The organism is Paracoccus sp. KKT209 (genome assembly GCF_055635455.1).
Genome location: NZ_JBVMWB010000002.1, coordinates 41,964 through 65,084 on the forward strand (window position 1 = coordinate 41,964; position 23,121 = coordinate 65,084).

At 65.4% G+C, this 23,121-nt stretch carries 19 protein-coding genes and 4 pseudogenes; 10 read left to right on the plus strand and 13 right to left on the minus strand.

The features are described 5' to 3' along the window. Positions 1–60: 60 nt before the first annotated feature. Positions 61–1,017 carry a tripartite tricarboxylate transporter substrate binding protein gene (locus ACZ2G3_RS16325; protein ID WP_470399501.1) on the minus strand — a complete coding sequence of 319 codons (957 nt, stop codon included), beginning with the start codon at positions 1,015–1,017 and terminating at the stop codon, positions 61–63. Positions 1,018–1,167: 150 nt separating this feature from the next. Here ACZ2G3_RS16325 and ACZ2G3_RS16330 point away from each other — a divergent pair, with 150 nt between their 5' ends. From ACZ2G3_RS16330 to ACZ2G3_RS16340, 3 genes are read left to right on the plus strand one after another with little or no spacing between them, the layout of a single operon-like run. Then, on the plus strand, positions 1,168–1,881 hold the full coding sequence (locus ACZ2G3_RS16330; RefSeq protein WP_470399503.1) for a GntR family transcriptional regulator: 714 nt from the start codon (positions 1,168–1,170) through the stop codon (positions 1,879–1,881). Positions 1,882–1,910: 29 nt separating this feature from the next. Continuing rightward, positions 1,911–2,612 carry a GntR family transcriptional regulator gene (locus ACZ2G3_RS16335; protein ID WP_470399504.1) on the plus strand — a complete coding sequence of 234 codons (702 nt, stop codon included), beginning with the start codon at positions 1,911–1,913 and terminating at the stop codon, positions 2,610–2,612. 27 nt (positions 2,613–2,639) lie between these two features. After that, positions 2,640–3,647, plus strand: coding sequence for an IS30 family transposase (locus ACZ2G3_RS16340; RefSeq protein ID WP_470395238.1), 1,008 nt, complete (start codon positions 2,640–2,642; stop codon positions 3,645–3,647). A gap of 75 nt (positions 3,648–3,722) precedes the next feature. Here ACZ2G3_RS16340 and ACZ2G3_RS16345 read toward each other — a convergent pair whose 3' ends face one another. Continuing rightward, positions 3,723–4,820: a helix-turn-helix transcriptional regulator gene (locus tag ACZ2G3_RS16345; protein WP_470399506.1), complete on the minus strand. Its 1,098-nt coding sequence runs from the start codon at positions 4,818–4,820 to the stop codon at positions 3,723–3,725. Between the two features lie 174 nt (positions 4,821–4,994). On the opposite strand from ACZ2G3_RS16345, the gene ACZ2G3_RS16350 reads away from it, so the two are divergent. Beyond that, complete coding sequence (locus ACZ2G3_RS16350) at positions 4,995–5,219, plus strand: hypothetical protein (RefSeq protein ID WP_419269574.1); 225 nt, start codon at positions 4,995–4,997, stop codon at positions 5,217–5,219. Positions 5,220–5,298: 79 nt separating this feature from the next. On the opposite strand, the gene ACZ2G3_RS16355 is transcribed toward ACZ2G3_RS16350, so the two are convergent. From ACZ2G3_RS16355 to ACZ2G3_RS16405, 11 genes and pseudogenes are all read right to left on the minus strand, one after another. Continuing rightward, positions 5,299–6,381: an alpha/beta hydrolase gene (locus ACZ2G3_RS16355; protein ID WP_470399508.1), complete on the minus strand. Its 1,083-nt coding sequence runs from the start codon at positions 6,379–6,381 to the stop codon at positions 5,299–5,301. Positions 6,382–6,618: 237 nt separating this feature from the next. Next, a complete protein-coding gene (locus ACZ2G3_RS16360) occupies positions 6,619–7,110 on the minus strand; it encodes an acyl-CoA thioesterase (protein WP_470399714.1) in 492 nt (163 codons plus the stop codon). 150 nt (positions 7,111–7,260) lie between these two features. Further along, on the minus strand, positions 7,261–7,989 hold the full coding sequence (locus ACZ2G3_RS16365) for an SDR family oxidoreductase (RefSeq protein ID WP_470399509.1): 729 nt from the start codon (positions 7,987–7,989) through the stop codon (positions 7,261–7,263). Between the two features lie 53 nt (positions 7,990–8,042). After that, positions 8,043–8,171: pseudogene (locus tag ACZ2G3_RS16370) on the minus strand (SDR family oxidoreductase); the annotation flags it as partial. A gap of 17 nt (positions 8,172–8,188) precedes the next feature. After that, positions 8,189–8,902, minus strand: a pseudogene (locus tag ACZ2G3_RS16375) (substrate-binding domain-containing protein); the annotation flags it as partial. Between the two features lie 31 nt (positions 8,903–8,933). After that, a pseudogene (locus ACZ2G3_RS16380) lies at positions 8,934–9,817 on the minus strand (helix-turn-helix domain-containing protein). Between the two features lie 262 nt (positions 9,818–10,079). Further along, a complete protein-coding gene (gene xylB, locus ACZ2G3_RS16385; RefSeq protein WP_470399511.1) occupies positions 10,080–11,528 on the minus strand; it encodes a xylulokinase in 1,449 nt (482 codons plus the stop codon). 9 nt (positions 11,529–11,537) lie between these two features. Then, a pseudogene (locus ACZ2G3_RS16390) lies at positions 11,538–12,582 on the minus strand (NAD(P)-dependent alcohol dehydrogenase). 394 nt (positions 12,583–12,976) lie between these two features. After that, positions 12,977–13,891, minus strand: a complete 915-nt coding sequence (gene radC, locus ACZ2G3_RS16395; RefSeq protein WP_470399513.1) for a RadC family protein — start codon at positions 13,889–13,891, stop codon at positions 12,977–12,979. A gap of 297 nt (positions 13,892–14,188) precedes the next feature. Beyond that, on the minus strand, positions 14,189–14,689 hold the full coding sequence (locus tag ACZ2G3_RS16400) for an MgtC/SapB family protein (RefSeq protein ID WP_470399716.1): 501 nt from the start codon (positions 14,687–14,689) through the stop codon (positions 14,189–14,191). Positions 14,690–15,235: 546 nt separating this feature from the next. Next, entirely contained in the window at positions 15,236–16,144 is a 909-nt protein-coding gene (locus ACZ2G3_RS16405) for a helix-turn-helix transcriptional regulator (RefSeq protein WP_470399515.1), read from the minus strand. A 197-nt stretch (positions 16,145–16,341) separates the two neighbouring features. On the opposite strand from ACZ2G3_RS16405, the gene ACZ2G3_RS16410 reads away from it, so the two are divergent. From ACZ2G3_RS16410 to ACZ2G3_RS16435, 6 genes are read left to right on the plus strand one after another with little or no spacing between them, the layout of a single operon-like run. Next, positions 16,342–17,220: a carbohydrate ABC transporter permease gene (locus ACZ2G3_RS16410; protein WP_470399718.1), complete on the plus strand. Its 879-nt coding sequence runs from the start codon at positions 16,342–16,344 to the stop codon at positions 17,218–17,220. A gap of 3 nt (positions 17,221–17,223) precedes the next feature. Further along, entirely contained in the window at positions 17,224–18,123 is a 900-nt protein-coding gene (locus ACZ2G3_RS16415; RefSeq protein ID WP_470399517.1) for a carbohydrate ABC transporter permease, read from the plus strand. A 4-nt stretch (positions 18,124–18,127) separates the two neighbouring features. Next, positions 18,128–19,228, plus strand: coding sequence for an ABC transporter ATP-binding protein (locus ACZ2G3_RS16420; RefSeq protein WP_470399519.1), 1,101 nt, complete (start codon positions 18,128–18,130; stop codon positions 19,226–19,228). A gap of 16 nt (positions 19,229–19,244) precedes the next feature. Then, entirely contained in the window at positions 19,245–20,483 is a 1,239-nt protein-coding gene (locus tag ACZ2G3_RS16425; protein ID WP_470399521.1) for an ABC transporter substrate-binding protein, read from the plus strand. A gap of 53 nt (positions 20,484–20,536) precedes the next feature. Further along, positions 20,537–22,006, plus strand: a complete 1,470-nt coding sequence (gene pglA, locus ACZ2G3_RS16430) for a polygalacturonase PglA (protein WP_470399523.1) — start codon at positions 20,537–20,539, stop codon at positions 22,004–22,006. After that, a complete protein-coding gene (locus tag ACZ2G3_RS16435; RefSeq protein ID WP_470399524.1) occupies positions 22,000–23,091 on the plus strand; it encodes a glycoside hydrolase family 88/105 protein in 1,092 nt (363 codons plus the stop codon). Before pglA ends, ACZ2G3_RS16435 begins: the two co-directional genes overlap by 7 nt. Positions 23,092–23,121: the final 30 nt, after the last annotated feature.

The following is a 23,121-nucleotide window of genomic DNA, read 5'->3' on the forward strand; positions in this document are numbered from 1 at the left end:
CCTCCCTTGCTGATTTGGCTGGGTGCCGGTGCGACCGGAGGGGGCCGCACCGGCGGGTGCTTAGCGCGCGGCCTGCAGCGCGTCGCGGTAGGGCATGTAGGTGTCGCGGATCTCGTTCAGGCGCGACATGGCCTCTTCCTGCGGCAGGAAGGCGACGGGCTGCTTGAAGCCCTGCTCCAGATCCTCGGCATAGCCCGGGATCTCGGTGATCTGCTTCATCACGTCGCCCATCTTGGCGACGATCTCGGGATCGGTGCCCTTGGGGAAGGCGATGATGTAGGGGTTGTTCATGACGAAATCGACGTCCTGCTCCGCAAAGGTCGGAACATCGCCCAGCAGCGCGTTGCGCTCGGCATTGGGCTGGCCCAGGACGACCATCTGGCCGCTTTCGACATAGTCCTGCACCGCGCCATAGGCGATGCCGGCCAGGTCGATCCGACCGCCCAGAAGCGAGGCGATCTTCTCGGAGGCCGAGCCGGTGTCCACGATGGTCATCTCGGCGCCGGTCTCTTCCTGGAAGATCAGGCCCTGCAGATGGGAATAGCCGCCGAACTCGGTGCCGAAGGTGATGCTGCCCGGTTCGGCCGCCTGCACATCCGCCACCGAGGTCAGGCCCGACGACTTGCTGGCGACGAAGACCGCGCCCTGGTCGATGGCGGGGACGCAGCAGATCTCGAAATCGGCGATGCCATAATCGGCCAGGCCCGAAACCTCGGCCACGATCAGGTGCCCGGTATGGCCGAACAGCATCGTGTACCCGTCGGGGTCGGCCTGGCGGACCGCCGAGGTGGCGATGGTCGCGCCGCCGCCCGGCATGTTGGTGATGACCATGCTGGTGCCGGTGATCTCTTCGAAATAGCGGGCCATGGTGCGGGCGTTGAAGTCGGTATCGCCCCCGGGGCTGGCGCCGATGATCACGTTGACCGTGCGCTGTGGCCAGTCGGTTTCGGCAAATGCGCCCGTCGCCGCGAATCCCGTCGCGATGACGGTGGTCGCAAGAATTGCTTTGAATTTCATCAGTCGCCCCTCCCGTGGGTCAGTCGAGAATTAATCCCGTGTCCAATGCAGTAATATATTTGTGCGTCAGCCACAAGTGCTTTACGGGGCGCCCTTCCTGCTGCTAGCTGAATGGATCATGCCCCTTTTGCGGGCTCTGGAGGAGCGGCTGTGCAGACGCAGACACGACGACGGTCGCGGGCGGACCTGATCCATGACAGGCTGCGGCACCTGATCGTGACGCTGGAACTGCAGCCCGGACAGCCGCTGGTCGAAAAGCAGCTGTGCGAGACCTTCGGCGTCAGCCGCACGCCGCTGCGCGAGGCCATCCTGCGGCTGGCCGAGCATGGCATGGTGACCGTGGCGCCCCAGCATGGCACCTTCGTGTCGGTCATCTCTCCGCGCGCGGTGCGGCTGGCCCATTTCCTGCGCGAGAGCCTGGAGTTGCCCGTCATCCGGCGCTTGGCCGCGCAGCCGGTGCGTCGCCTGGACCGGGCGGGGGAGATCCTCCTGGAGCAGAAGATCCTTGTGGCGCGCGGCGATCAGGCCGGGTTCATCCTGCTGGACGACCAGTTCCACCAGGCGCTGTTCGACATCGCCGGCCTGCCCGAGATCTGGGACGTGATCCATTCCAAGAAGGGCCATCTGGACCGCGTGCGGTTCCTGCAGGGCAGCATGCGCGGCTCGACGCTTCCGCTGGCGCAGCACGAGACGCTGCTGGAGGCCATCGACCGGGGCGCCGTCGACGAAACCGAGCGGCTGCTGCGCGAGCATCTGGGAGGATCGCTGGATTTCCTGGAACGGCACCTGCGCGAGCGGCCCGATCTTTTCGTGAGCGATCCCGATGGTCGGAGCGACCTTGAGTTGCCCTCGGCGGCGCCCTAGATGACCAAGATGCCAGACCGGAGATCGACATGAACGCCCTTGTCGGGACGGGGATCCTCGAGGATCTGCGGACCCGCATCCTTTCGCTGGAACTGCCGCCGGGAAGCCCGCTGTCGCGCGCCGAGCTGTCGGCCCGCTATGGCATCAGCTCAACGCCGTTGCGGGACGCGATGCTGCGCCTGCAGGACGAGGGGCTGGTCGATGTGCATCCCCAGGCCCGGACCTCGGTCAGCCGGATCGATCTGGAGCATGCCCGCCAGTCGCATTTCCTGCGCAGCGCCGTCGAGGTCGAGATCGCCGCCCGCCTTGCCAAAGCCCCGCCCCCGGGTCTGGCCGACGAGCTGTCGCAGCTGATCGCGATGCAGGTCGCCGAGGCCGATCGCGGCAACCTGCGCGGGTTCGCCCACCTGGACCAGGCTTTCCACGCCGCCCAGTACCGCCACGCCCAGCTGGAGCAGGTCCAGCGCGTGATCCGGCGGGAGAGCATCCATATCGACCGGCTTCGCGCGCTGCACCTGATGGAGCCTGAAAAGGCCCGCCAGATCCTGTCCGACCACCGGCGCATCGCGGACAGCATCGCCCGCGGCGACCCCACCGGCGCGGCCGAGGCCGTTCGCCAGCACCTGTCGCAGTCGATCCTGTTTGCGCGGATGCTGACGGCGCATAATCCCGACTACTTCGTGAACCGCCGCCCGGGGGCACATTCCATTCTGGAATGCATCACTCGATAGTTTCCTGAAGCTATTCAGGAGCATATGATGAGGCGCCCTTTCACCAACCTGACGCTGGACGAACGTCGCGTGATTGCACGAATGCTGCAAGCCAAGGTGCCGAAGACGAAGATTGCGCAGATGCTCGGCCGTGATCGCTCGACCATCACTCGCGAGGTCAAAAGGAACTGGTGGCATGACAAGGATGTCCCGCAGGCTGATGGCTATTGGCATGTGACGGCTCAGTCCCAGGCCGACCGCAGGCGGTCACGTCGGCGCAAGCTCGAGCGTTTTCCAGATTTGCGAGCCGAAGTGATCCGCTGCCTTCAGGAAGGCTGGTCTCCCGAACAGATTGCAGGCCGGCTCAGGATCGAACCTGGCGCCCCGCACAGGCTCTGCCATGAGACGATCTACCAGTATGTCTACTCGGCCGACGGCCAGTCCGCGCAACTGGCGCGCCTCCTGCCCGAGCGGCGCCGGAAGCGGAAACCACGCTATGCCCGCACACCCCGCAACCGGGTTTTTCCTGTGGAAACGAGCATCCATAACCGACCGTCCGAGATCAACGACCGCAGCCAGTTTGGAAATTGGGAGGGTGATCTGATGATCTTCGAACGCGCTCAGGGCGATGCCAATGTGGCCACACTGGTCGAACGGAAGACCCGCTACACCGTCCTGCTGCGCAACAACGATCGGAAGTCCAAGCCCCTCATGAACCGCCTGATCCACGAGATGTCACCCCTTCCCGCCGAGGCGCGGCGCTCGATCACCTTTGACCGCGGTCTGGAGTTCGTGGCCTGGCGTGAGTTGGAAACCGGCATGGGCACGAAGGCGTGGTTCTGCGACCCGCAGGCGCCTTGGCAAAAAGGCTCGGTCGAGAACATGAACAAGCGCATCCGCCGCTACTTGCCCCGGGATACTGCTGTGTTGCAGCTGACGCCTCATTCGATGAAGATGACATGTCGGCGCCTGAACGCCACGCCCCGCAAATGCCTGGGCTACCGAACACCCACCGAAGCGTTTCAAGATGAGCTGATAAGATTGGAGGCACCATGACAAGCCCTGCCCCGCAGGACTGGTGCATTCAGAATGGAGCCTGCAGGGCTGACCGGCGATCAAGTCTTGCAGCCCTCAGATCGGCTCGCCAGGGCTGGTCATGACCGCCACGTGGCGCATGATGTCCGACTGTCGGTGGCAACCGCTTTTCAGGTAGATGTTCTTCAGCTGCGTCCGGACCGTATCGGTCGAGGTCTGGCGGCTTGCGGCGATCTGGTCGATCGACAGGCCGCCGACCAGCGCCGCGACGATGCAGGCCTCGGCGCCCGACAGGCGGTGCATCCGGCAGAACGCCTGCGCGGCATCCTCCAACGACCGCGACGGGTCCGTCAGCCGGATGACGCAGTCCATCCCGCCGAAGATCTCTCCGCCGCCGTGCCCGGGTCGGTAGATGCAGGCCCGCAGCGGCAGGCCGCCGTCCCGGCGCTTGAGGTGGCGATAGCGGACCGCAGGCCCCGCCGAGGCCTCGGCGTCCAGCATTTGTCGCAGGAGATCCAGCAGATCAGTGTCCCGGCAGCAAAGTCGCCCCAATGAATTCACCGAAAGCGCCTCTGTCGCCTCGATCATCTGCAAGGCGTCGGGGTCAGCCGCCACGATCTTCAGGCGCCCATCGACCCGCAGCGTCCCGGAGGACGGTCCTCCCACCGGTGACGGCACCCGGCGCGGCTCGAACGCGCGGGACAGATGCGGCACAAGGGCCGCGATGGCCCGCTTGGCATCGCGGATATGCGCCCCATCCGCGTCGGCCCCGACGATGCTGAAAAAGAAATGCCGCTGCCTGTCGCGGCTGAGGGTGACGCCCAGACCCGTGACCACATCCTGAGGCCGCAGATATTCGTGATAGAACTGCGTCCGCAGCAACTGGTCGCGGGGCAGCATCTCGTCGGCCTGCATTACCTGCCTCAGCGGCCGGGCAAGGGCGTGATCGGTCCATGGGTTGAGGGCATAGTATTCGCGGTTGTAGCGCCTGACCGTCTCCTGGTCCAAGCCCCCCGCCAAGGCAAAGGCTCCGGTGCCGGATCCCTGGTCGTGACGCACCAGCACCGTCTGCCCGTTCGGAAGCAGCGCGCGGCTTTCTTCCATGAACACCTGCCACGATGTCTCGCCAAAGATCGCCGCATAGATGTGGTCGATCAGCGCATGCGTCTGCTGCGTCACATCCCGAGCCTGCATTCCAGGTTCCCCCCGTCACCTTCCGCGGCCGTCTACCCCGTGCGGGGTATTCTGAGATCTCATCGATAACCGCAGTCTGAGGGGACCGGTTCCCGTTGTCCACGACAGCCGATGCGGCAGGACCGATTAGCTGGGCTTCCGGTTGAAAAAATGTGCAGTAAATGGAGAATTTTTATGATCGAATTGCTGATCAGCGCCTGCGCCCTGTCGGCGCAGCTGGCCAAGCCCGCCCCCGAATGCCGCGACTTCAGTTTTCTCTTCGATGCAAGAGAGGTCAGCATCATGACCTGCATGATGCATGGCCAGGCCCATATCGCGCAGTGGAAGGAGACCCATCCGCGATGGGATGTCGAAAGGTGGCTCTGCCGGGCTCATGACACCCGGCAGAGCCAGGCGTAAGGGGGAATTTTCAACGGCGACCAGAGGTTCAAAGCATCAGGTTGTTGCGGCGCCGTTCAGGCGCCGCAACAAGACACGATTATTCCGCGGCCGTGTTCAAAGCCTCGGACAGCTGCGACGTCGCAAAATCCATGGCTTCCTGGGCCGTGGGCACCACGGCGCCCATGCCGAAGAATTCGTGCGTCACGCCGTCGAAGGTGCGCTGCGACACGGTCACGCCGGCTTCCTTCAGATGTGCGGCATAGGTCTCGCCCTCGGTCCGCAGCGGATCTATCTGGGCATTGATGACGGTCGCCGGCGGCAGGCCTTCCAGATCCTCGCGCTCGACCAGATCCAGACGCGGGTCGGCGGCCTGCGACGCATCGGTGAAGACCTGCTCGACGAACCATTCCATCGCCGCCTTGGACAGCGGCTGCGCCTCGGCGTTCTCGACATAGCTGTCCGTGGTCATGTCGTCGCCTGCGACCGGATAGACCAGAAGCTGGTGGTCGGGCTGGATCCCGCCATTGTCGCGCGCGGCGATGGCGACGTTCGCGGCCAGGTTGCCACCCGCGCTTTCCCCGGCCACCGCCAGGCGCTCGACATTGCCGTTCCATTGACCGGCATTCTCGACGACCCATTCATAGCTTGCGATGGCATCCTCATGCGCAGCAGGGAAAGGATTTTCGGGCGCCTGACGGTAATCCAGCGACACGACCAAGGCCTGCGCCCCGGCAGCCAGTTGACGCGCCGAGGCGTCGTAGGTGTCGATGTCGGCGATGACCCACCCTCCCCCGTGCCAGTAGACGATGACGGGGAAGGGTCCTTCGCCCTCGGGCGTATAGATTCGGGCAGGGACCTCGCCGGCGGCGCCGGGGATCATCACGTCGGTGGTCCCGATCGCCTGCAGCGCCGGATCAGGCTCGACCCCCTGCTCCTCCATCAGCGCCATGACGGCATCGGCGGGCGTGGGCTGCGCGCGGGTCTCCTCGACCGACAACGTGCCGATGGGCTTGGCCCCCAGTGCGGTCAGCTTGTCCAGAACGGCCTGCATCTCCTGCGTGGGCGCGGCCATCTGTGCGGTTTCGCTGCTAGGGGCTTCCTGGGCCGACAGTTGCAAAGGCATCAGGGCCGACGCCGCGACTGCGCCGATCATGACGCCGGCTGTGGTCGATTTGCGCATCTTGGTTCTTCTCCTGGAAGGGCATGTTCTGCCGGACCAACCGGAGAGCACGGCAAATGTTCCCGTGCAAATTAATCGCGAGCTTAATGATCACCATGTCTGCGGCCCCTTGTCGACAGCCGCGCGCACGGCGCCCGGAGCCGCAGATCAGCTCCCATCACGACAAGATGCGCCGAGCGCGTCTCACTGGATCGGGCGCGTTCATTCCAGGGCTTCTGTTTTCTCTCTGTCCGGCGGTCAGGTTCCTCGGCCCGTGCCCTCATCCGTAGGCGATGCCGCCGCCTTCGACGCAAGCTTCTGGCGGGCCGCGATCTCGTGTCGCATCTCCCGACGCACCTCGGCTTCGCGCCAGCGGCGTCGTGCCGCCTCATCCTCGGGCTGCAGAGGGGTCACGGGAACGGGATGGCCGCGCTCGTCGACCGCGACCATGGTGAAATAGCAGGAATTGGTGTGACGCCGGGTGGCGCGGCGGATGTTCTCGGCCTCGACCTTGATCCCGATCTCCATCGACGTGCGGCCGGTGTGATTGACGCGGGCCCGAAAGGTGACCAGTTCGCCCACGTGGATCGGCTCTTTGAAGGTGACCTGATCAACCGACAGGGTCACCGTATATTCGCCCGAGTACCGGCTGGCGCAGGAAAAGGCGACCCTGTCCAGCAGCGCCAGAAGCGCGCCCCCATGCACCTTGCCGCTGAAATTCGCCATGTCCGGCGTCATCAGCACCGTCATCTCCAAGCTCTGCCGCTCCACGCTGATCCTGTCCTTTTCCTGACGTCTTCGCGGATCATTACCGGCGAACCCGCAGGCGCGAAAGCCCGGCCCGCGCCCGTCGCCAGTCGCGGATGACGGCCCGGAAGACGGTGGCCGGGCCTGCCGCCTCTAGATGTCGAAGTTGCTGGGCAGGACAATCATGTCGCGGATGGTGACATTGCGCGGACGCGTCAGCATGAACATCAGCGCATCCGCGACCTCGGTCGGCTCGATCAGGGCACCGGCGTCCTTCATCCGCTGCAGGCGCTCCGGCTCCCAGTCCGACAGCAGCGCCGAGATGACGGGACCGGGCGACACCTGTCCGACGCGGATGCCATGCCCCATCAGCTGGCGCCGCATGGTCTGGACAAAGCAGGTGACGGCCCATTTCGAGGCCGAATAGACCGGTTCGACATGGATCGGCGCATGACCGGCGATCGAGCAGGTCACCACGATATCCCCCGTCTTGCGCCCGATCATGTGCGGCGCGACCGCGTGGACGTTCTTCATCACCGCGTTGACGTTCAGGTTCAGCATGCGGTCGATGGCGGCCGGGTCGGTATCCACCAGATCGCCGCCGATATAGCTGCCGGCATTGCAGGCCATGATGTCGATATGGCCGACCTTGTCCAAGATCTGCGGGACCATCGCGTTGCAGCTGTCGGGGTCCAGCAGGTCGGTGACCTGGGCCAGGGCATCGGGACCAAGTTCGTCGGTCAGGGCGGCCAAGGCGCCCTGGTTGCGATCGACCAGCACCACCTTGGCGCCTGCGGCCAAAAGCGCGCGGGCCGTGGCCAGGCCGATGCCTGAGGCCGCGCCGGTGATGGCGGCAACCTTGCCATGCAGTTCTGCGGACATGTCGTTCTCCTTCGTCCTGCGGGCCGGACCCGCCAATCGTTTCAGTCTTGGGCTCAGACCGCCAGAAAGCCGCCATCCAGGGGCAGGACCGCCCCGCTGATCATCGCGGCATCGTAGGACAGAAGAAGGGCGATGCCGCGCGCGACATCCTCGGGCTCTGCAAACCGGCCCATCGGGTGGCGTGGCCCGAGCCTTAGGACGCTGCCAGCGCACGCATCGCGCCGCCGTCGTTGACCGAAAAGATGCCGGCCAGGTCCGGATGCGACTGGATCATGTTCTCGACCACGCCCAGTGCGACCGAGCGGTCCTGGCGGCCGTTCTGGGTGTCGACCAGGGTGATGCCCTCGTGCTTGTCCAGCGCGGCCTTGCAGCCTTCGACCCGCTCGAGGACCGGAACCACCGGGATGCCGTCCAGGATGGCGACCTCTCCCGCGCCGCCCAAAGCTTCGGCCAGGTACTTGCAGGACTGGTAACCGGCATCGCGGTTCTTCGAGCCGACAAAGCTGTCCACCGGCCCGTTCGCATTGGCGTCGACCGCCACCACGACCACGCCCTGGTCCTTGGCCATGCGCACGGCGGATTCGACGCCGGCGCTGTCGGTCGGGTTCAGCAGGAGGATGTCGATGTTCTGCTGCAGCATGTCCTCGACATCCGAGATCTGCTTGGCGACGTCGTGGCCCGCGTCGGTCACGATGACCTCGGCGCCGATCGAGGCGGCGGCTTCGTTCAGCGCCTCCTGCATGGAGACGAAATAGGGGTTGTTCATCTCCTGGAACGTCATGCCGATCTTCAGCTGGTCGTCCTGGGCGGTGGCCAAGCCGGCGGATCGGCCACGCCAAGCGCGACGATGGAAGCAGTCTTGAGCAGGGTCTTCATGTGGGTCCTCCCTTTGATGAAGCTGGTGATCCCCCATGCGCGCGGGCGCGGGGAATATGGGGTGCCGGTCAGCCCGCCATGCGGATGGTGCGGTTGGCCGCGAAGGTCGTCCGGAACTCCGACGGCGACATGTTCTTCAGCTTGAGAAAATGCCGGTTGAAGTTCGACAGGTTCGAAAATCCGACGTCGTAGCAGATGTCCGCCACCTTGGCCTCCGGGTCCGAGACCAGCATGTGGCAGGCCAGGTCGATGCGCAGCTGGTTGCGGTACCGCACCAGCGTCGTGCCAGTATGCCGCTTGAACGAGCGGGAAAAGGCACTCTGGCTCTGGCCGGTCAGTTCGGCCAGCTCGGTTTCGCTCAGCGGTTCGTGCAGGTTCTCGCGCAGGTGGCCGATGGCGCGATTCATGTCGGATTCCTCGGCCCGCTCCAGGTCCAGAACAAAACTGAGGCTGGCCAGTGTCTGAGACCCTCGGGCATTGGCCAGCAGGTCCAGGACCTGGAAGAGAGCCCCAGTCTGCGCACGCCCCGCGCCTCGATCAGCTCCGCCATCAGCGGGCGGACGGCGCGGCTGGTCACCTCGTCGAACAGGATGCCCCGGCGGCTGCGCTCCAGAAGGTGGCGCAGGCTCTCCATCTCGGGGAAGGCTGCATGGGCGCCCTCGACGAAGCTCTCGGGGAACTGGATGACCTCGGTCCGCTGCGGCACGATCTCGTCCGGCGCGATCGCGCTGATCCAGTTCTGCGGCAGGTTCGGGCCGGTCATGATCAGCTGGCCGGGGCCGAATTCGCCGACATGATCACCGATATAATATGTCCCTGTCGTGGCCACGACCAGATGGATTTCGTATTCCGGGTGGAAATGCCAGCGCACCGTGCGGAACGGATAACCGTGCTTCCAGGCGGCAAAGGATTCACCCTTGCGGATATGCACCAGCTCCAGATCGGGCTGCATCCTGTCCTCCCCTCCGCGCCGCTGCGGCCCGCTGTCGCGATGCCGCGCCTCCTGTCGGCGCTGAACTGGAAGGTAGCATCCTGCAGGGTTTTGGTGCCACGACGTGTGACGAAATCTTCCGATACTTTTTTGACGCCGCGCGGCGGAATTTTCTCAGCCTCTGCCTGCTGCACAAGCGGTGGTGGATCCGCTTTTGTCCATCGAATGCTGCGATGCAGCGTCCAGACGTTCCAAGGATCCGGCGCGACAGGCCGAAAATGCGTCAGTTCAAGCTGCGCAATGTTGGATAGGTTTGCCGGAAAAGGGCGTACTTTTCGGCATAGCGCGCCGCCAGTTCGGGGTTGGGGGTGATCTCCTCGGCAACATCCGGCGCGGCGAAGATCCGCGTGGACACCTCTCCTTCCGCGCATGCGGCGGCCAGGCGGGCGGCCCCAAGGGCCGCGCCCAGGTCGCCCGACCGCGGCCGCAACAGGGTCAGGCCCGTCACCGCCGCAACGATTTGCAGCCACTGTGCGGACCGTGTTCCCCCACCCACGACATAGGCGGCATCCAGCGTGGTCCCCGCCGCGCGCATCGCGCGGTCGCAATCGGCAAAGGCCATTGCCACGCCTTCCATCACCGCCTGCACCAGATCTGGCAGGTCGGTGCCACGGGTCAGACCCCAGAACGCCGCCGAGGCGCCAGGGTCGTTGTGCGGCGTCCGTTCACCCGAGAGGTAGGGCAGAAAACCCGACCGTGCGGGCGCGTCGATGGTCGGCGGCAAAAGTGAGGCCAGTTCCGCCACAGGACGGCCGCAGATTTCCGACAGCCAGGTCAGCCCGTCGGTCGCCGACAGGAACACGCCCATCTGGTGCCATGTGTTCGGCACCGCGTGGCAGAAGGCGTGAACCGCATCCTGCGTATTCGGCCTGAAACGGTCGGTGGCCGCGAACAGCACCCCCGAGGTGCCAAGAGACAGAAAACCCGTTCCCGGCGCGATGATGCCCATGCCGCAGGCCGTGGCGGCATTGTCCCCGCCGCCGCCGGCCACGGGCACCTGGCCCATGCCCCATTTCTGCGCAAGCTCTGGCCTCAGCATGCCCGAGCGTTCCGTGCCTTCGACCAGGGCCGGCATCTGCGCGCGCGACAGGCCCGTCGCCCCCAGAAGTTCATCCGACCAATCGCGGCGGGCGACGTCCAGCCACAGCGTGCCGGCTGCGTCCGACATATCCGAAACGTGGTCCCCGGTCAGCCACAGCCGCACATAGTCCTTGGGCAGCAGCACCCTGGCCGTGCGCTCGAATATCCCGGGCTCGTTCTGCGCAACCCACAGCAGCTTTGGCGCGGTGAATCCTGCCATGACGATATTGCCGCCGATGCCGCGAAAATCGGCCCGTGCCTCCAGTTCGGCGCATTGCGCGCCCGATCGCCCATCGTTCCACAGGATGCAGGGCCGCAGCGGGCGATCGGCAGCGTCCAGCAGCGTGGCGCCGTGCATGTGGCCCGACAGTCCGATGCCGCGCAGGGCCGCCATCGCGGCAGGCTGCGCCCCGACCAATTGGCCGATGGCGCTGTCGCAGGCGGCAATCCAGCTGTCGGGGTCCTGTTCGGACCAGCCGGGGTTCGGGCGCGACACCGTCAGGGCCGCATGGGCGGCCCCGATTTCACGAAACCCGCCGTCCAGCAGGATCGCCTTGACGCCTGACGTGCCGATATCCAGTCCCAGATACATGCGTCTCTCCTATGCCCCAGGCATCTCGATCTGGATCTTGACGTCCGTTTCCCTGCCATCCACCGCGCGGTCAAAGGCGGCGATGCTGTCCCTGAAGGGCACCGTCAGCGAGATGAGCGGCTTCAGATCCACCTTGCCCGCAGCGATCAGCGATATCGCACGGTCGTAGACATTGGCATAGCGGAAGACGATTTCGACCCGCAGTTCCTTGGCCTGCAGGCCCACGATGTCAAAGGGCACCGGATCGACCGGCATGCCCACCAGCACGACAGTCCCCCCCGGACGCGCCAGTTGCGGGACGCCCAGCACGGCAGGCGCCGCGCCCGAGCATTCGAAGACGACGTCGGCGCCCCAGCCATCGCTGGCCCGCGCCATGGCCTCGGCGGCGGGCATGTTGCGGATGTTGATCGTCTCGATGCCCGGATAGGCGCCGATGATGTCCAGCTTGGGCTGGGCCAGATCGCTGACATAGACCTTGGCGCACCCTCCTGCCAAGGCGGCCAGTGCAGTCATCATGCCGATGGGCCCCGCGCCCGTGACGACGGCGATGTCGCCCGGCTGGATGCGCGCCCGCAGCGCGGCCTGCATCCCGATGGCAAAGGGTTCCACCATCGCACCCTCCGCAAAGGACACGTGGTCGGGCAGGCGATAGGTGAAGGCGGCGGGATGCACCACCTCGGGCGTCAGGCAGCCGTGGACGGGCGGGGTCGCCCAGAACCGCACGGCCGGGTCGACGTTGTAGATCCCCAGCTTGGCGGCGCGCGAGGCGGGATCGGGGATCCCCGGCTCCATGCAGACGCGGTCGCCGACGGCCAGGTGGCGCACCTGCTCGCCCATCTCGATGACGACTCCCGAGGCTTCGTGCCCCAGCACCATCGGCGCGTTCACGACAAAGGGGCCGATCCTGCCGTGGGTGTAGTAATGCATATCGGACCCGCAGACGCCGACGGTCCGCACGGCGATGCCGCACATCAGTGGGACCGAGGTGACTGTCCAGTTCAATATCGCGAATCGAAAGCTGCTTTGCCGCTTCAAGAACAAGTGCCGTCGCCATGAATCCCCCTCTTTCCAGACCCGCGCTTTGTCACGCCGCCCCGGGATGCGCCTTGCGCGTCCCAGTACGCATCATGCCGGGCCCCAGAAAGCCATTCCTAAACGTTCTGCACGAATTTCGTCTTTGGCAGAAAACATATCAGCAGGTTCATATCCACCCGTCCACTGCACAGAGAGGTGCCGAGACGGCCGCATTTGACTGAAGTAGCCTGAAGCCGCCCCACACAGACAGGGGGAGGAGTGTCGCCAGACTATGACCCCATAGCACCCGATGCATCAGGATGATCGGGAAGGGAACCAGGTGACGCTTCGGTTGCGCCGCCCAACATCACGTCCGGCAAGCATCGGTTACATAGACCGTCACCAACATGGACCAATGGCAGCCGCGGGCCCTGCTACAGCAGGCCCGTCGAGCGGAAAGAGACTTCCGCATCCTTGCCGATGACGACGTGGTCATGGACCGTGACATCGATCGCCTCGCAGGCCGCGATCACGCGACCCGTCATGTTGATGTCCTCCCTGCTGGGCGTGGGGTCGCCGGAGGGGTGGTTGTGGACCATGATGATCGAGCTCGCGTTCAGTTCCAGTGCCCGCTTGGCCACCTCCCGCGGATAGACCGGGACATGCCCAACCGTCCCGCTGCCCAGGGCCTCGTCCGCGATCATCATGTTCTTGCGGTCGAGGAACAGCACGCGGAACTGTTCGGTCTCGCGATGCGCCATGCAGGTCCGGCAATAGGCAATCAGCGCGTCCCAGGACGACAGGACCTCGCGTCTCAGCACCCTTGCCTGCGCCATCCTCTGGGCAAAGGCATCCACCAGCCGCAGTTGCAGGAAGACCCACCGGTCCGCCCCATCGACCTGCAGGATGCGATGTTCGGACGCGGCGATGACGCCGTTCAGATCCCCGAATGTCGCCAGAAGTCGCTTGGCCAGAGGCTTCACGTCGATCTTGGCAATGGCATTGAACAGGAGAAGCTCAAGGAGTTCGTATTCGGGCATGGGCGCATGCCCGCCCTCCAGAAAGCGCGTGCGCAAACGCTCGCGGTGGCCCCAGTAATGCGGACGCTCGACGCCGCTCCTGTCGCGCAGCAGGCCGCCGCCTGCCGCGGCGTCCGGCTTCAGCCGATCCGTCATGCGAAACGACGCCTGAAATGCCGGTTCGGTCGCGGCGTCCGCAGGTGGCAGGCGCGCCTCCAGCTCGGCCAGTCCCTTCAGCGCCTCTTCCGAGAAACCGTCCGAGGGGTTCGTCGCCCGCTCCTGCCGAGAATAACCCTGCGGTGGTCCCGAGACCCCTTCGGGCCTCTCCACCTTCGCATGTGAAAGCTGATCTGCCATCCTGAATGCCCGCCTGCGCAAAACGACGAACCTTGCGTCCAGTCATCGTCACCATTTCTGAAGACCCTGCGCGAAATTGGTAAACGAAGCCTTAACAAGCGCTTGGGGAAACGCGGCCATTTACCAGATGATGACGGTATTTCGAGGGTCGACCGGTGGCGCGTGCCCGAACATCACCCTCGGCCTCGATCGGCGGCGGGCGGCAGCTCCGGCCTTGCCCCGAGTTCGGGGGGTGAAGACCCGTTCCAGAGGATTTCGCGTCAGGCCGCCTTAAGGCAGGCGTTCCGACGATGGCGCGGCAAGACCCGGCTTTGGCATGACGTGCGGTACGGCCGCCAGGATCGCCAGCACGATGGCCGCCGACAGAACGGCGGTCGCCTCCAGCCCCAAGCCGGCCATGACGCCGATGCCTGCCGTCGACCAGATGTTCGCCGCCGTCGTCAGCCCCTCGACCTGGTGTCTGGAGGCCCGAACCATGATGGCTCCGGCACCAAGGAAGCCGATGCCCTGAACGATGCCCTGCAGGACCCGCGACAGATCCCCGATCGACATGCCGCTTTGCAGTGGCCCCAGAACAAAAAGTGCGGCCCCTACGGCAACCAGCATATGGGTCCGCACACCGGCACTCCGCCCCTTGCGTTCGCGCTCGAAGCCGAGGATCCCGCCTAGAAATGCCGCAAGAAGCAGACGCAGCGTGATACGGACCAGGGTGGACAAATCAGGCACGTCCGAAAACTCACTGACGACGGTACGCCATACCTCTTCTCCCATGGGAGCCTCCCGCGCTGATCCAAACACTGATTGAACTGGCATGACTTTCGACTGCAGTCCTGAACAACCAGAAAACGCTGCAGGGTCAGTTCCGGTTCGGAGCAGTTGGTGGTTGACATGATCTTGGCCGGAAGTCTCGACGCCGAAGCGGTCGGGAAGGCAGAACATCTGCATCGCCTTGTTCGGGAAAGGCCGCGGTTGCCGGCGATCAACGCTGTGGAGAGAGAATGCGCCCGGAATCACGATCGGTCGCCGGGCGCAGCTTGTGCCGGCTGCGTTGGACGTGCAGCGGCCGCCTGTCGTGATGTTGCCGCCAAAAGGGCGGTGGCGGGAGTGGTACAACACATCACCCAGTCTGAAAGACCACGCTGTCTCGTCCTCTTTAGCCTCAGCGCTCATCTGCGAAACCCTGAGGGTTAACCCAGCAGTCACCGACGCTTCCTTACCCACTCCAGGCGGATCCCCTGGTACGTCGACACAGCCTGGATGTCTGGCATCCCGACCGTGGTCCCTGCCCCGACATGTCGAACACACCCATCTTCCGTGTCACTTCTCATGTGATGACTGCGGCCGCAGGGGATAGATGACCTGACCGTCCTCCTGCCCGCGCGGCCATTGGCCGTCCCGGCGCAGGCGCAGTTGCTGCTGCCAGCCGCGGGGGCTGATGCCGATATGCTGCTTGAAGAGCCGCGAGAAATAGTAGCTGTCCTGGAAACCGAGCCGATGCGCCACCTCGGCCACGGTCTGGCCAGATTCGAGATACTGCATCGCCATCTCCATCCGTTTCATTTCCTGAAAACGCGCCGGGCTGGTGCCAAGCCGACGGCTGAACTCGCGCCTGAAGTAGTCGGGATTATAGGGCGCACCCGCGACCACCCTTTCCGACAGACCGCGCTGCAGCGGGTCCGACGCGATCTGCGTGGCCGCCAGGGTGACTGCGGCCGCAAGGCTTCCGGGCTCGTTCAGGGCCGGATCCTCATGCTCTGACCAGGCGATGAAGGCGTCCTCGATGAACTCGGTCAGGATGACCATGAAGGCATGATGCATGGCCAGCGTCACCGAGCCTGCCGGTGCCGTCGCACGATAATGCCGCACCAGGGGGCCGATGTAATGCCAGCGCGACAGGCGCAGCACCCGGCGATAGCGCATCCGCGACAGCAGATCGTGGCGGCCGAACAGCTCCAGCCGGAAATGCTGGGCAAGCCCCGTATAGGAGGCCCCCGGATCAGGATTTCGGCCTTGGAAGCGTGTTCCAGCAGGGATCATCATGGCCATGCCGGGGGTCAGGCGCAGCCGCTCCTCTCCCAGGATGTAATCGCCCGTGCCGGTCAGGCATATCACTAAGTCATGAACCGCGTTCACCTTGTCGATCGACCAGCTGTGCGAGTGCTGCATCCGGATCGCCGATCGCGTCAGCGTCAGGTCCAAGGCCTTTGGCGGGACAGCGGCCAGCACTCCCGGCCCCCTCTGCGTTCCAGTATTCTGTTGTTCGAAATCGTCCATCTTTTCCTGCGCGACCGTTCATTCATCTCCGCCTCCGAACTGGCATACTAGCTCATCACCGCGCCACTGTCGCGGAGAACGCCAATCGGATCGAGGAGGAGCGATTTGATGACGCTGCACCACATGGCCTGTGCCGGATCAAGGGCCTGCTGATGGAGAGCCGCTTTCTGGGCCTGGCCTACCTGGCACCCTATATCATCGGGCTGCTGGTCTTCACGGCGATCCCCTTTGTCGGTTCGCTCTATCTCAGCTTCACGGATTACAACCTGATCTCTACCCCGGTCTGGACGGGGCTGGACAATTTCCGAGAGCTGATGGACGACCGCACCTTCATGCGTTCGCTGCGCGTGACGCTGCTTTACGTCTTCCTGACGGTGCCGATCAAGCTGGCCTTCGCGCTGTTCATCGCGGTGATCCTGAATTACCGCCTGCGCGCCATCGGCTTTTTCCGCACCGCCTATTACGTGCCCTCGATCCTGGGCGGGTCGATCGCGATCGCGGTCCTGTGGCGCTACATCTTTGCCGATGCGGGGCTGGTGAACATGGTGCTGACCTCGATCGGGCTGGAGCCGGTCAACTGGTTCGGCGACCCGGTGAACGCGCTCTTTACCCTCACGCTGCTTCGGACATGGCAGTTCGGCTCGGCCATGGTGATCTTCCTGGCGGCGCTGCAGGCGGTGGACAAGTCCCTTTATGAGGCGGCGGCCATCGACGGGGCCGGCAAGTGGCACAGCTTCGTCTACATCACCCTGCCGCTGATCACGCCGGTCATCTTCTTCAACCTGATCATGCAGGTGGTCCAGGCCTTCCAGGAATTCAACGGACCCTACGTGATCACCGGGGGCGGCCCGCTGAAATCGACCTATCTGCTGCCGCTCTACATCTATGACGAGGCGTTCAAGAACTTCAACATGGGCTATGCCTCGGCCATAGCCTGGGTGCTGTTCCTCATCATCATGGCGCTGACGCTGGTGGCGTTCTGGTCCTCGAAGAAGTGGGTCTATTACGCTGGCGACAAGAGGAGCTGAGACATGACCGATCTTGCCGAACCCGCCACCATTCCGACGACCGCCGCCCTGACGCCCGAGGACCAGCGCGCCGCGCGCCTGTCGGCCCTGATCCGCTACACCCTGCTGACGGTCGTCGGGCTGATCATGCTCTATCCGCTGATCTGGCTGATCGGGGCGTCCTTCAAGACCAATTCCGAGATCTTCAACAGCATCGGCTTCATCCCGCAGGACCCGACGCTGGACGGCTATCGCAAGGGCTGGGAGACCTCGACCCCCTACACCTTCGGGCGGTTCTTCTGGAACACCTTCCTGATCATCCTGCCCAAGACGGTCTTCACCGCCATCTCCTGTGCGCTGGTCGCCTATGGCTTCGCCCGCTTCGACTTTCCCTTCAAGAAGGTGCTGTTCGCCAGCCTGATCGCGACGCTGCTTTTGCCGAACGTGGTCACGCGCATCCCGCAATACATCCTGTTCCGCGACCTGGGCTGGCTGGACACCTACCTGCCGCTCTGGGTGCCATCGGCCTTTGCGGGCGACGCGTTCTTCGTCTTCATGCTGGTCCAGTTCCTGCGCGCCATCCCGCGCGACATGGAGGAGGCCGCCCGCGTCGACGGCGCCAACAGCCTGCAGACGCTGATCCACATCGTGGTGCCGATGCTGATGCCCGCGCTGATCTCGGTCGCGCTGTTCCAGTTCATGTGGACCATGAACGACTTCCTCGGCCCGCTGATCTACCTGTCCTCGGTCGAGAAGTTCCCTGTCAGCCTGGCGCTGAAACTGTCGATCGACACGACCGAGGCCTTTGACTGGAACCGCATCCTGGCGATGTCGGTCCTGGCGCTGCTGCCCGCGCTGATCGTGTTCTTCATGGCCCAGAAATACTTCATCGAAGGCATCTCTGCCGGTGGGGTGAAAGGATAATCCGATGGCCCGTCTTCAGATCAAGAACCTGGAAAAGACCTATGCCAATTCGTTCAAGGCGGTGCACGGCATCAATCTCGACGTCGAGGACGGAGAGTTCATGGTGCTGGTCGGCCCCTCGGGCTGCGCGAAATCCACCACGCTGCGGATGATCGCGGGGCTGGAGAGCATCTCGGGCGGCGAGGTCCGCATCGGCGACAAGGTGGTTAACCGCCTGCAGCCCGGCCAGCGCGGCATCGCGATGGTCTTCCAGAACTATGCGCTTTACCCGCATATGAAAGTCCGCAAGAACCTGTCCTTCGGGCTGCGCCTTCAGCGCGCGGCCAAGTCCGAGATCGAGCGCCGCACCAACGAGGTCGCCCGCATCCTGGAAATCGAGCCGCTGCTGGACCGGCTGCCCAAGCAGCTGTCGGGCGGCCAGGCGCAGCGCGTTGCCCTTGGCCGCGCGCTGATCAAGCAGCCGCAGGTATTCCTCTTCGACGAGCCGCTGTCGAACCTGGACGCAAAGCTGCGGGCATCCATGCGGGTCCGGATCACCGACCTGCACCGCCGCCTGAAGGAAGAGGGCATGTCCTCGACCGTGATCTATGTCACGCATGACCAGACCGAGGCGATGACCATGGGCGACCGCATCTGCGTGATGAAGGACGGCCGCATCATGCAGGTGGCCGATCCCAAGACGCTCTATGACCGGCCCGCGAACGCCTTCGTTGCGGGCTTTATCGGCAGCCCCGAGATGAACCTGATCGAGGGCCGCCTGGACGGCGCCACCTTCCGCATCGGCGACCAGACCCTGCCGCTGCCGGACGAGCTGATGGCCCCCCTGCGCGGCTGGTCGGGCAGCGCGACCTTGGGCATCCGCCCGCAGCATCTGCGCCTGAACGCGGGACCGGGCATCAAGGCGCGCGTCACCGGGGCCGAGTTCATGGGCCACGAGGTCGTGCTGCATCTGGACGCCTCGGGGGCGCGGCTGGTCGCCGTGCTGCCGGCGGCGGATTACGCGGCGCTGGACCGGGGGGCCGAGGTCACGCTGACGCCCGAGCCGGGCATGGCGCATGTCTTCGATGGCGCGGGCGAGAACGTCTCGCTGCCCGTCACGCACTGACCGGAGGGGAAACCACATGAGATTGCTGACCACGACGATCATCGCCGGCCTTGCCGCCAGCGGCGCGCAGGCCGAAAATCTGCGCATGTCCTGGTGGGGCGGCGACGCCCGCCACGCGCAGACGCAGGAGGCGCTGGCCGTCTGCGGCGAAAAGCACGGCCACCATGTTGCGGCCGAATTCACGGGCTGGGCAGGCCATCAGGAACGCATCACCACCCAGATCGCCGGCCGGACCGAGGCCGACATCATGCAGATCAACTGGCCCTGGCTGCCGCTGTTCTCGCGCGACGGCTCGGGCTTTGCGGACCTGCGGCAGTATGCGCACATCCTCGACCTGTCGCAATATACCGACGCCCAGTTGGCCGGCGGCGAAATGAACGGCGTCCTGAACGGGCTGCCGATCGCCGAAACGGGCCGGGTCTATTTCTTCAACAAGACGGTCTATGACGCGGCCGGCGTGCCGTTGCCCACGACCTGGGACGAGGTCCGCGCCGCCGCCGGCCGCTTGGGCGAGGGCGTCCTGCCCTTCGAGGCGCAGGGGCTGAACGCGATCTTCCTGGTGTCGACCACGGTGACGCAGCAGACCGGCAAGGACCTGATCGACCCCGAGACGACCACCGTCGCCTGGACCCCCGAGGAACTGGCCGAGGGCATCCGCTTTTACCAGTCGCTGGTCGAGGCGGGCGCGATCCGCAGCTGGCAGCAGGTGGCGGGCGAAGGAAACATAGAGTTGTTCGAGATGCGTCCCTGGGCCGAGGGCCGTATTGCCGGCACCTATGAATGGGATTCGGCCTATGCCAAATATGCCGACCCGCTTGGCGGGCAGCAGCTAGTGCCGGTGCCGATGCTGCAGGTCGAAGGTGCAGTGAACGACGGCACCTATCGCAAGCCCTCGATGCTCTACGCGATCTCGAAGAACTCGGCCAATCCCGAAGCGGCGGCTCAGATCATCAACTGCCTGGTGAACGATCCCGAAGCGATCACCATCCTCGGCGACAGCCGCGGGCTGCCCGCCAACCGCCTGGCGGCCGAGCAACTGGCGGCCGAGGGCGGGATCGATCCGAACGTGCAGGCAGCCCATGACCTGGTGCTGGCCGGCGCCGGTCCGACGCCCTCGCCGCTGAACGAGCATCCGAAGGTGCGGGAGATCTTTGGCGATTACCTCGAGGCCGTCGCCTATGGCCAGATCGAGGCCGAGGATGCGGCAGTCGAGATGATCGACGAGATGAACCGCGCCATCCGCAGCTTCCGCTGATCCCCAAGGCCCGGCGGACTTCGTCCGTCGGGCATGCATTTGAGGAGCCTTCCATGGAATTGGAACTCGTGGCCCGCGCGCCGCGCTCGGTCGCGCTACGCCTGGCCGTGCCCGGCGCCCTCTACCACCTGCCGCGCCCGCTCGGCTGGCGCCTGACGGGCGCGGGTCTCGACCGTCAGGGCGTGACCGACCGGGCCGTAACCGCATTTCATGACCTGCCACCAGACAGCCAGCTCCGTCTGGAGGTCCAGGGCTTTGCCCCCCTGACCGTCGCCACCATGCCCTGCACGGGCGCGACCACGCTTGCCGATGCAGCCGACGCACAAGCGGCGCTGGATGCGCTACCCTTTGGGGGCACGCTGATCGTGCCGGCCGGCCGCTGGCAGGTCGCGCCGCTGCTGATCCCCTCGGGCCGTCACCTATATCTGGCCGAGGGGGCGGAACTGGCCGCCCCCGAAAGCCGCGATGAGTGGCCCCTCCTGACCGCGGATCAGGGCGGCAGCTGGGAAGGCCTGCCCGACAGCTGCCATCGCGCGATCCTGACCGCCATCGACGCCGAAGGGATCACGATCTCCGGCCCCGGCCGGATCGACGGCGGCGGCAGCCGCGGCGACTGGTGGTCATGGCCCAAGGAAAGGCGGAACGGCGCCCGCCGCGCCCGGCTGCTACATCTGGTCGGCTGCGAGGATGTGACCGTTCTTGGGCCCACGGTCGCCAATTCGCCCAGCTGGACGATCCACCCCTGGCATTGCCGCAACCTGACCTTTGCCGCCGTCAGCGTGGAAAATCCGCCCGACAGCCCCAATACCGATGGGTTGAACCCCGAAAGCTGCGACGGCGTGCTGATCGAGGGGATGCGTTTCTCGACCGGCGACGACTGCATCGCGATCAAGGCCGGCAAGCGCAGCGATGACGGCGACGGCGCGCATCTGGCACCGACCCGCGACATCCGCATCCGCCATTGCCGGATGGAGCGCGGACATGGCGGCGTCGTCATCGGCAGCGAGATGTCGGGGGACGTGACGGACGTGGATGTCAGCCAGTGCGAGATGATCGACACCGACCGGGGCCTGCGGATCAAGACCCGGCGCGGGCGCGGTGGCACGGTGGCGCGGATCGCGATGCGTGACTGCAGCCTCGATGGCGTGGATACGGTGCTGGCGGTGAACGCGCATTACCATTGCGATCACGACGGTCACTCACCGGTCGTTCAGTCCCGCGACCCCCAGACCCTCGGTCCGCTGACGCCGCATATCGACGCAATCACGATGGAGCGGATAGAGGCACGTGGCGTGCGGCTGGCCTTTGCCGCCTGCCTGGGCCTGCCCGAGGCACCGGTGACCGGCCTCAGCCTGACCGACATCACCGCCAGCTTTGCGCCCGGTCCCCCGGCGCCCCCCCTGATGGCCGACGGCATCCTGACAGTCAGCGGTGCCGGCCTCCTGGCCGAACACTGCCAGATCACCACCGCCTCCGACCTGCCGCGCGGCACCCTGACAGCCAAGGACTTTGCCCCATGCTAGATTATTTCGACGGTTTTGCCGAACGCTACCAGCCCTACAAGGACGGCGCCTGGTGCTACGAGGACGGTTGCATCTATCGCGGTCTGGAGCTGCTGCATCAGGCGACCGGCGAGGCGCGCTGGCGGGGCCACCTGATCCGGCTCGCCTCGGCGCAGGTGGCGTCGGACGGCATGCTTTCGGGCTATGATCCCGAGGATTACAACATCGACAACATCCTCTCCGGCCGCGTCCTCTTTGCGCTGGACCGCTGGACGGGCGATCCGCGCTGGATGGCGGCGGCCGAGCGGCTTGGCGCGCAGCTGGCCCGGCACCCGCGCACGGCCGGAGGCAGCTACTGGCACAAGAAGATCTATCCCCAGCAGGTCTGGCTGGACGGGCTCTACATGGGGCTGCCGTTCCAGATCCAGCTGGCGCAGCACCGAGGCGATCAGCGCGCGGTGCAGGACGCGCTGGCGCAATTGGCCGAGGCGTTCCGGCTGACCCTGCGCCCCGACGGGCTCTGCGCGCATGGCTATGACGCCGTGCGTGGGCAGGACTGGGCGGATCCGGAGACCGGGCAGTCGGCTTCGGCCTGGGCGCGGGCGCTTGGCTGGCAGGCGATGGCCCTGGCCGATTGCGCGGAACTGGTCGGGCCTGCGGAATTTGCCGCCGCCGGCCTGGCGGTGCCCACGACGGCGCTGCTTGCGCGGCTGGTTGCGCTCCAGGCACCGGACGGAGGGTGGTTCCAGGTCATCGACATGCCGGATCTGCCGGGCAATTACACGGAGAGCTCGGCAACAGCGATGCTGGCCTATGCCCTGATGTCGGCCGCCACGCTTGGCTTGGCCCCTGCTGGTGCGGACTCTGCCGCCACGCGGGCCTTGACCTTTCTGCGCGGCAGGCTGAAGGGCCGGGCCCCCGGAGACCCGGTCCAGCTGACCGGCATCTGCCATGTCGCAGGTCTGGGCGGCTTCTCGTGCCGCTACCGCGACGGCAGCCCGGGCTATTATCTGACCGAGCAGATCGTCAGCGACGACGCCAAGGGCACAGGTCCGCTGATGATGGCGGCCGCGCGTGAGTGGCAGGCTGCCGCGCAGGCGGCCTGAGGACGCCAAGGTTGACCGCCGCACCGTAGA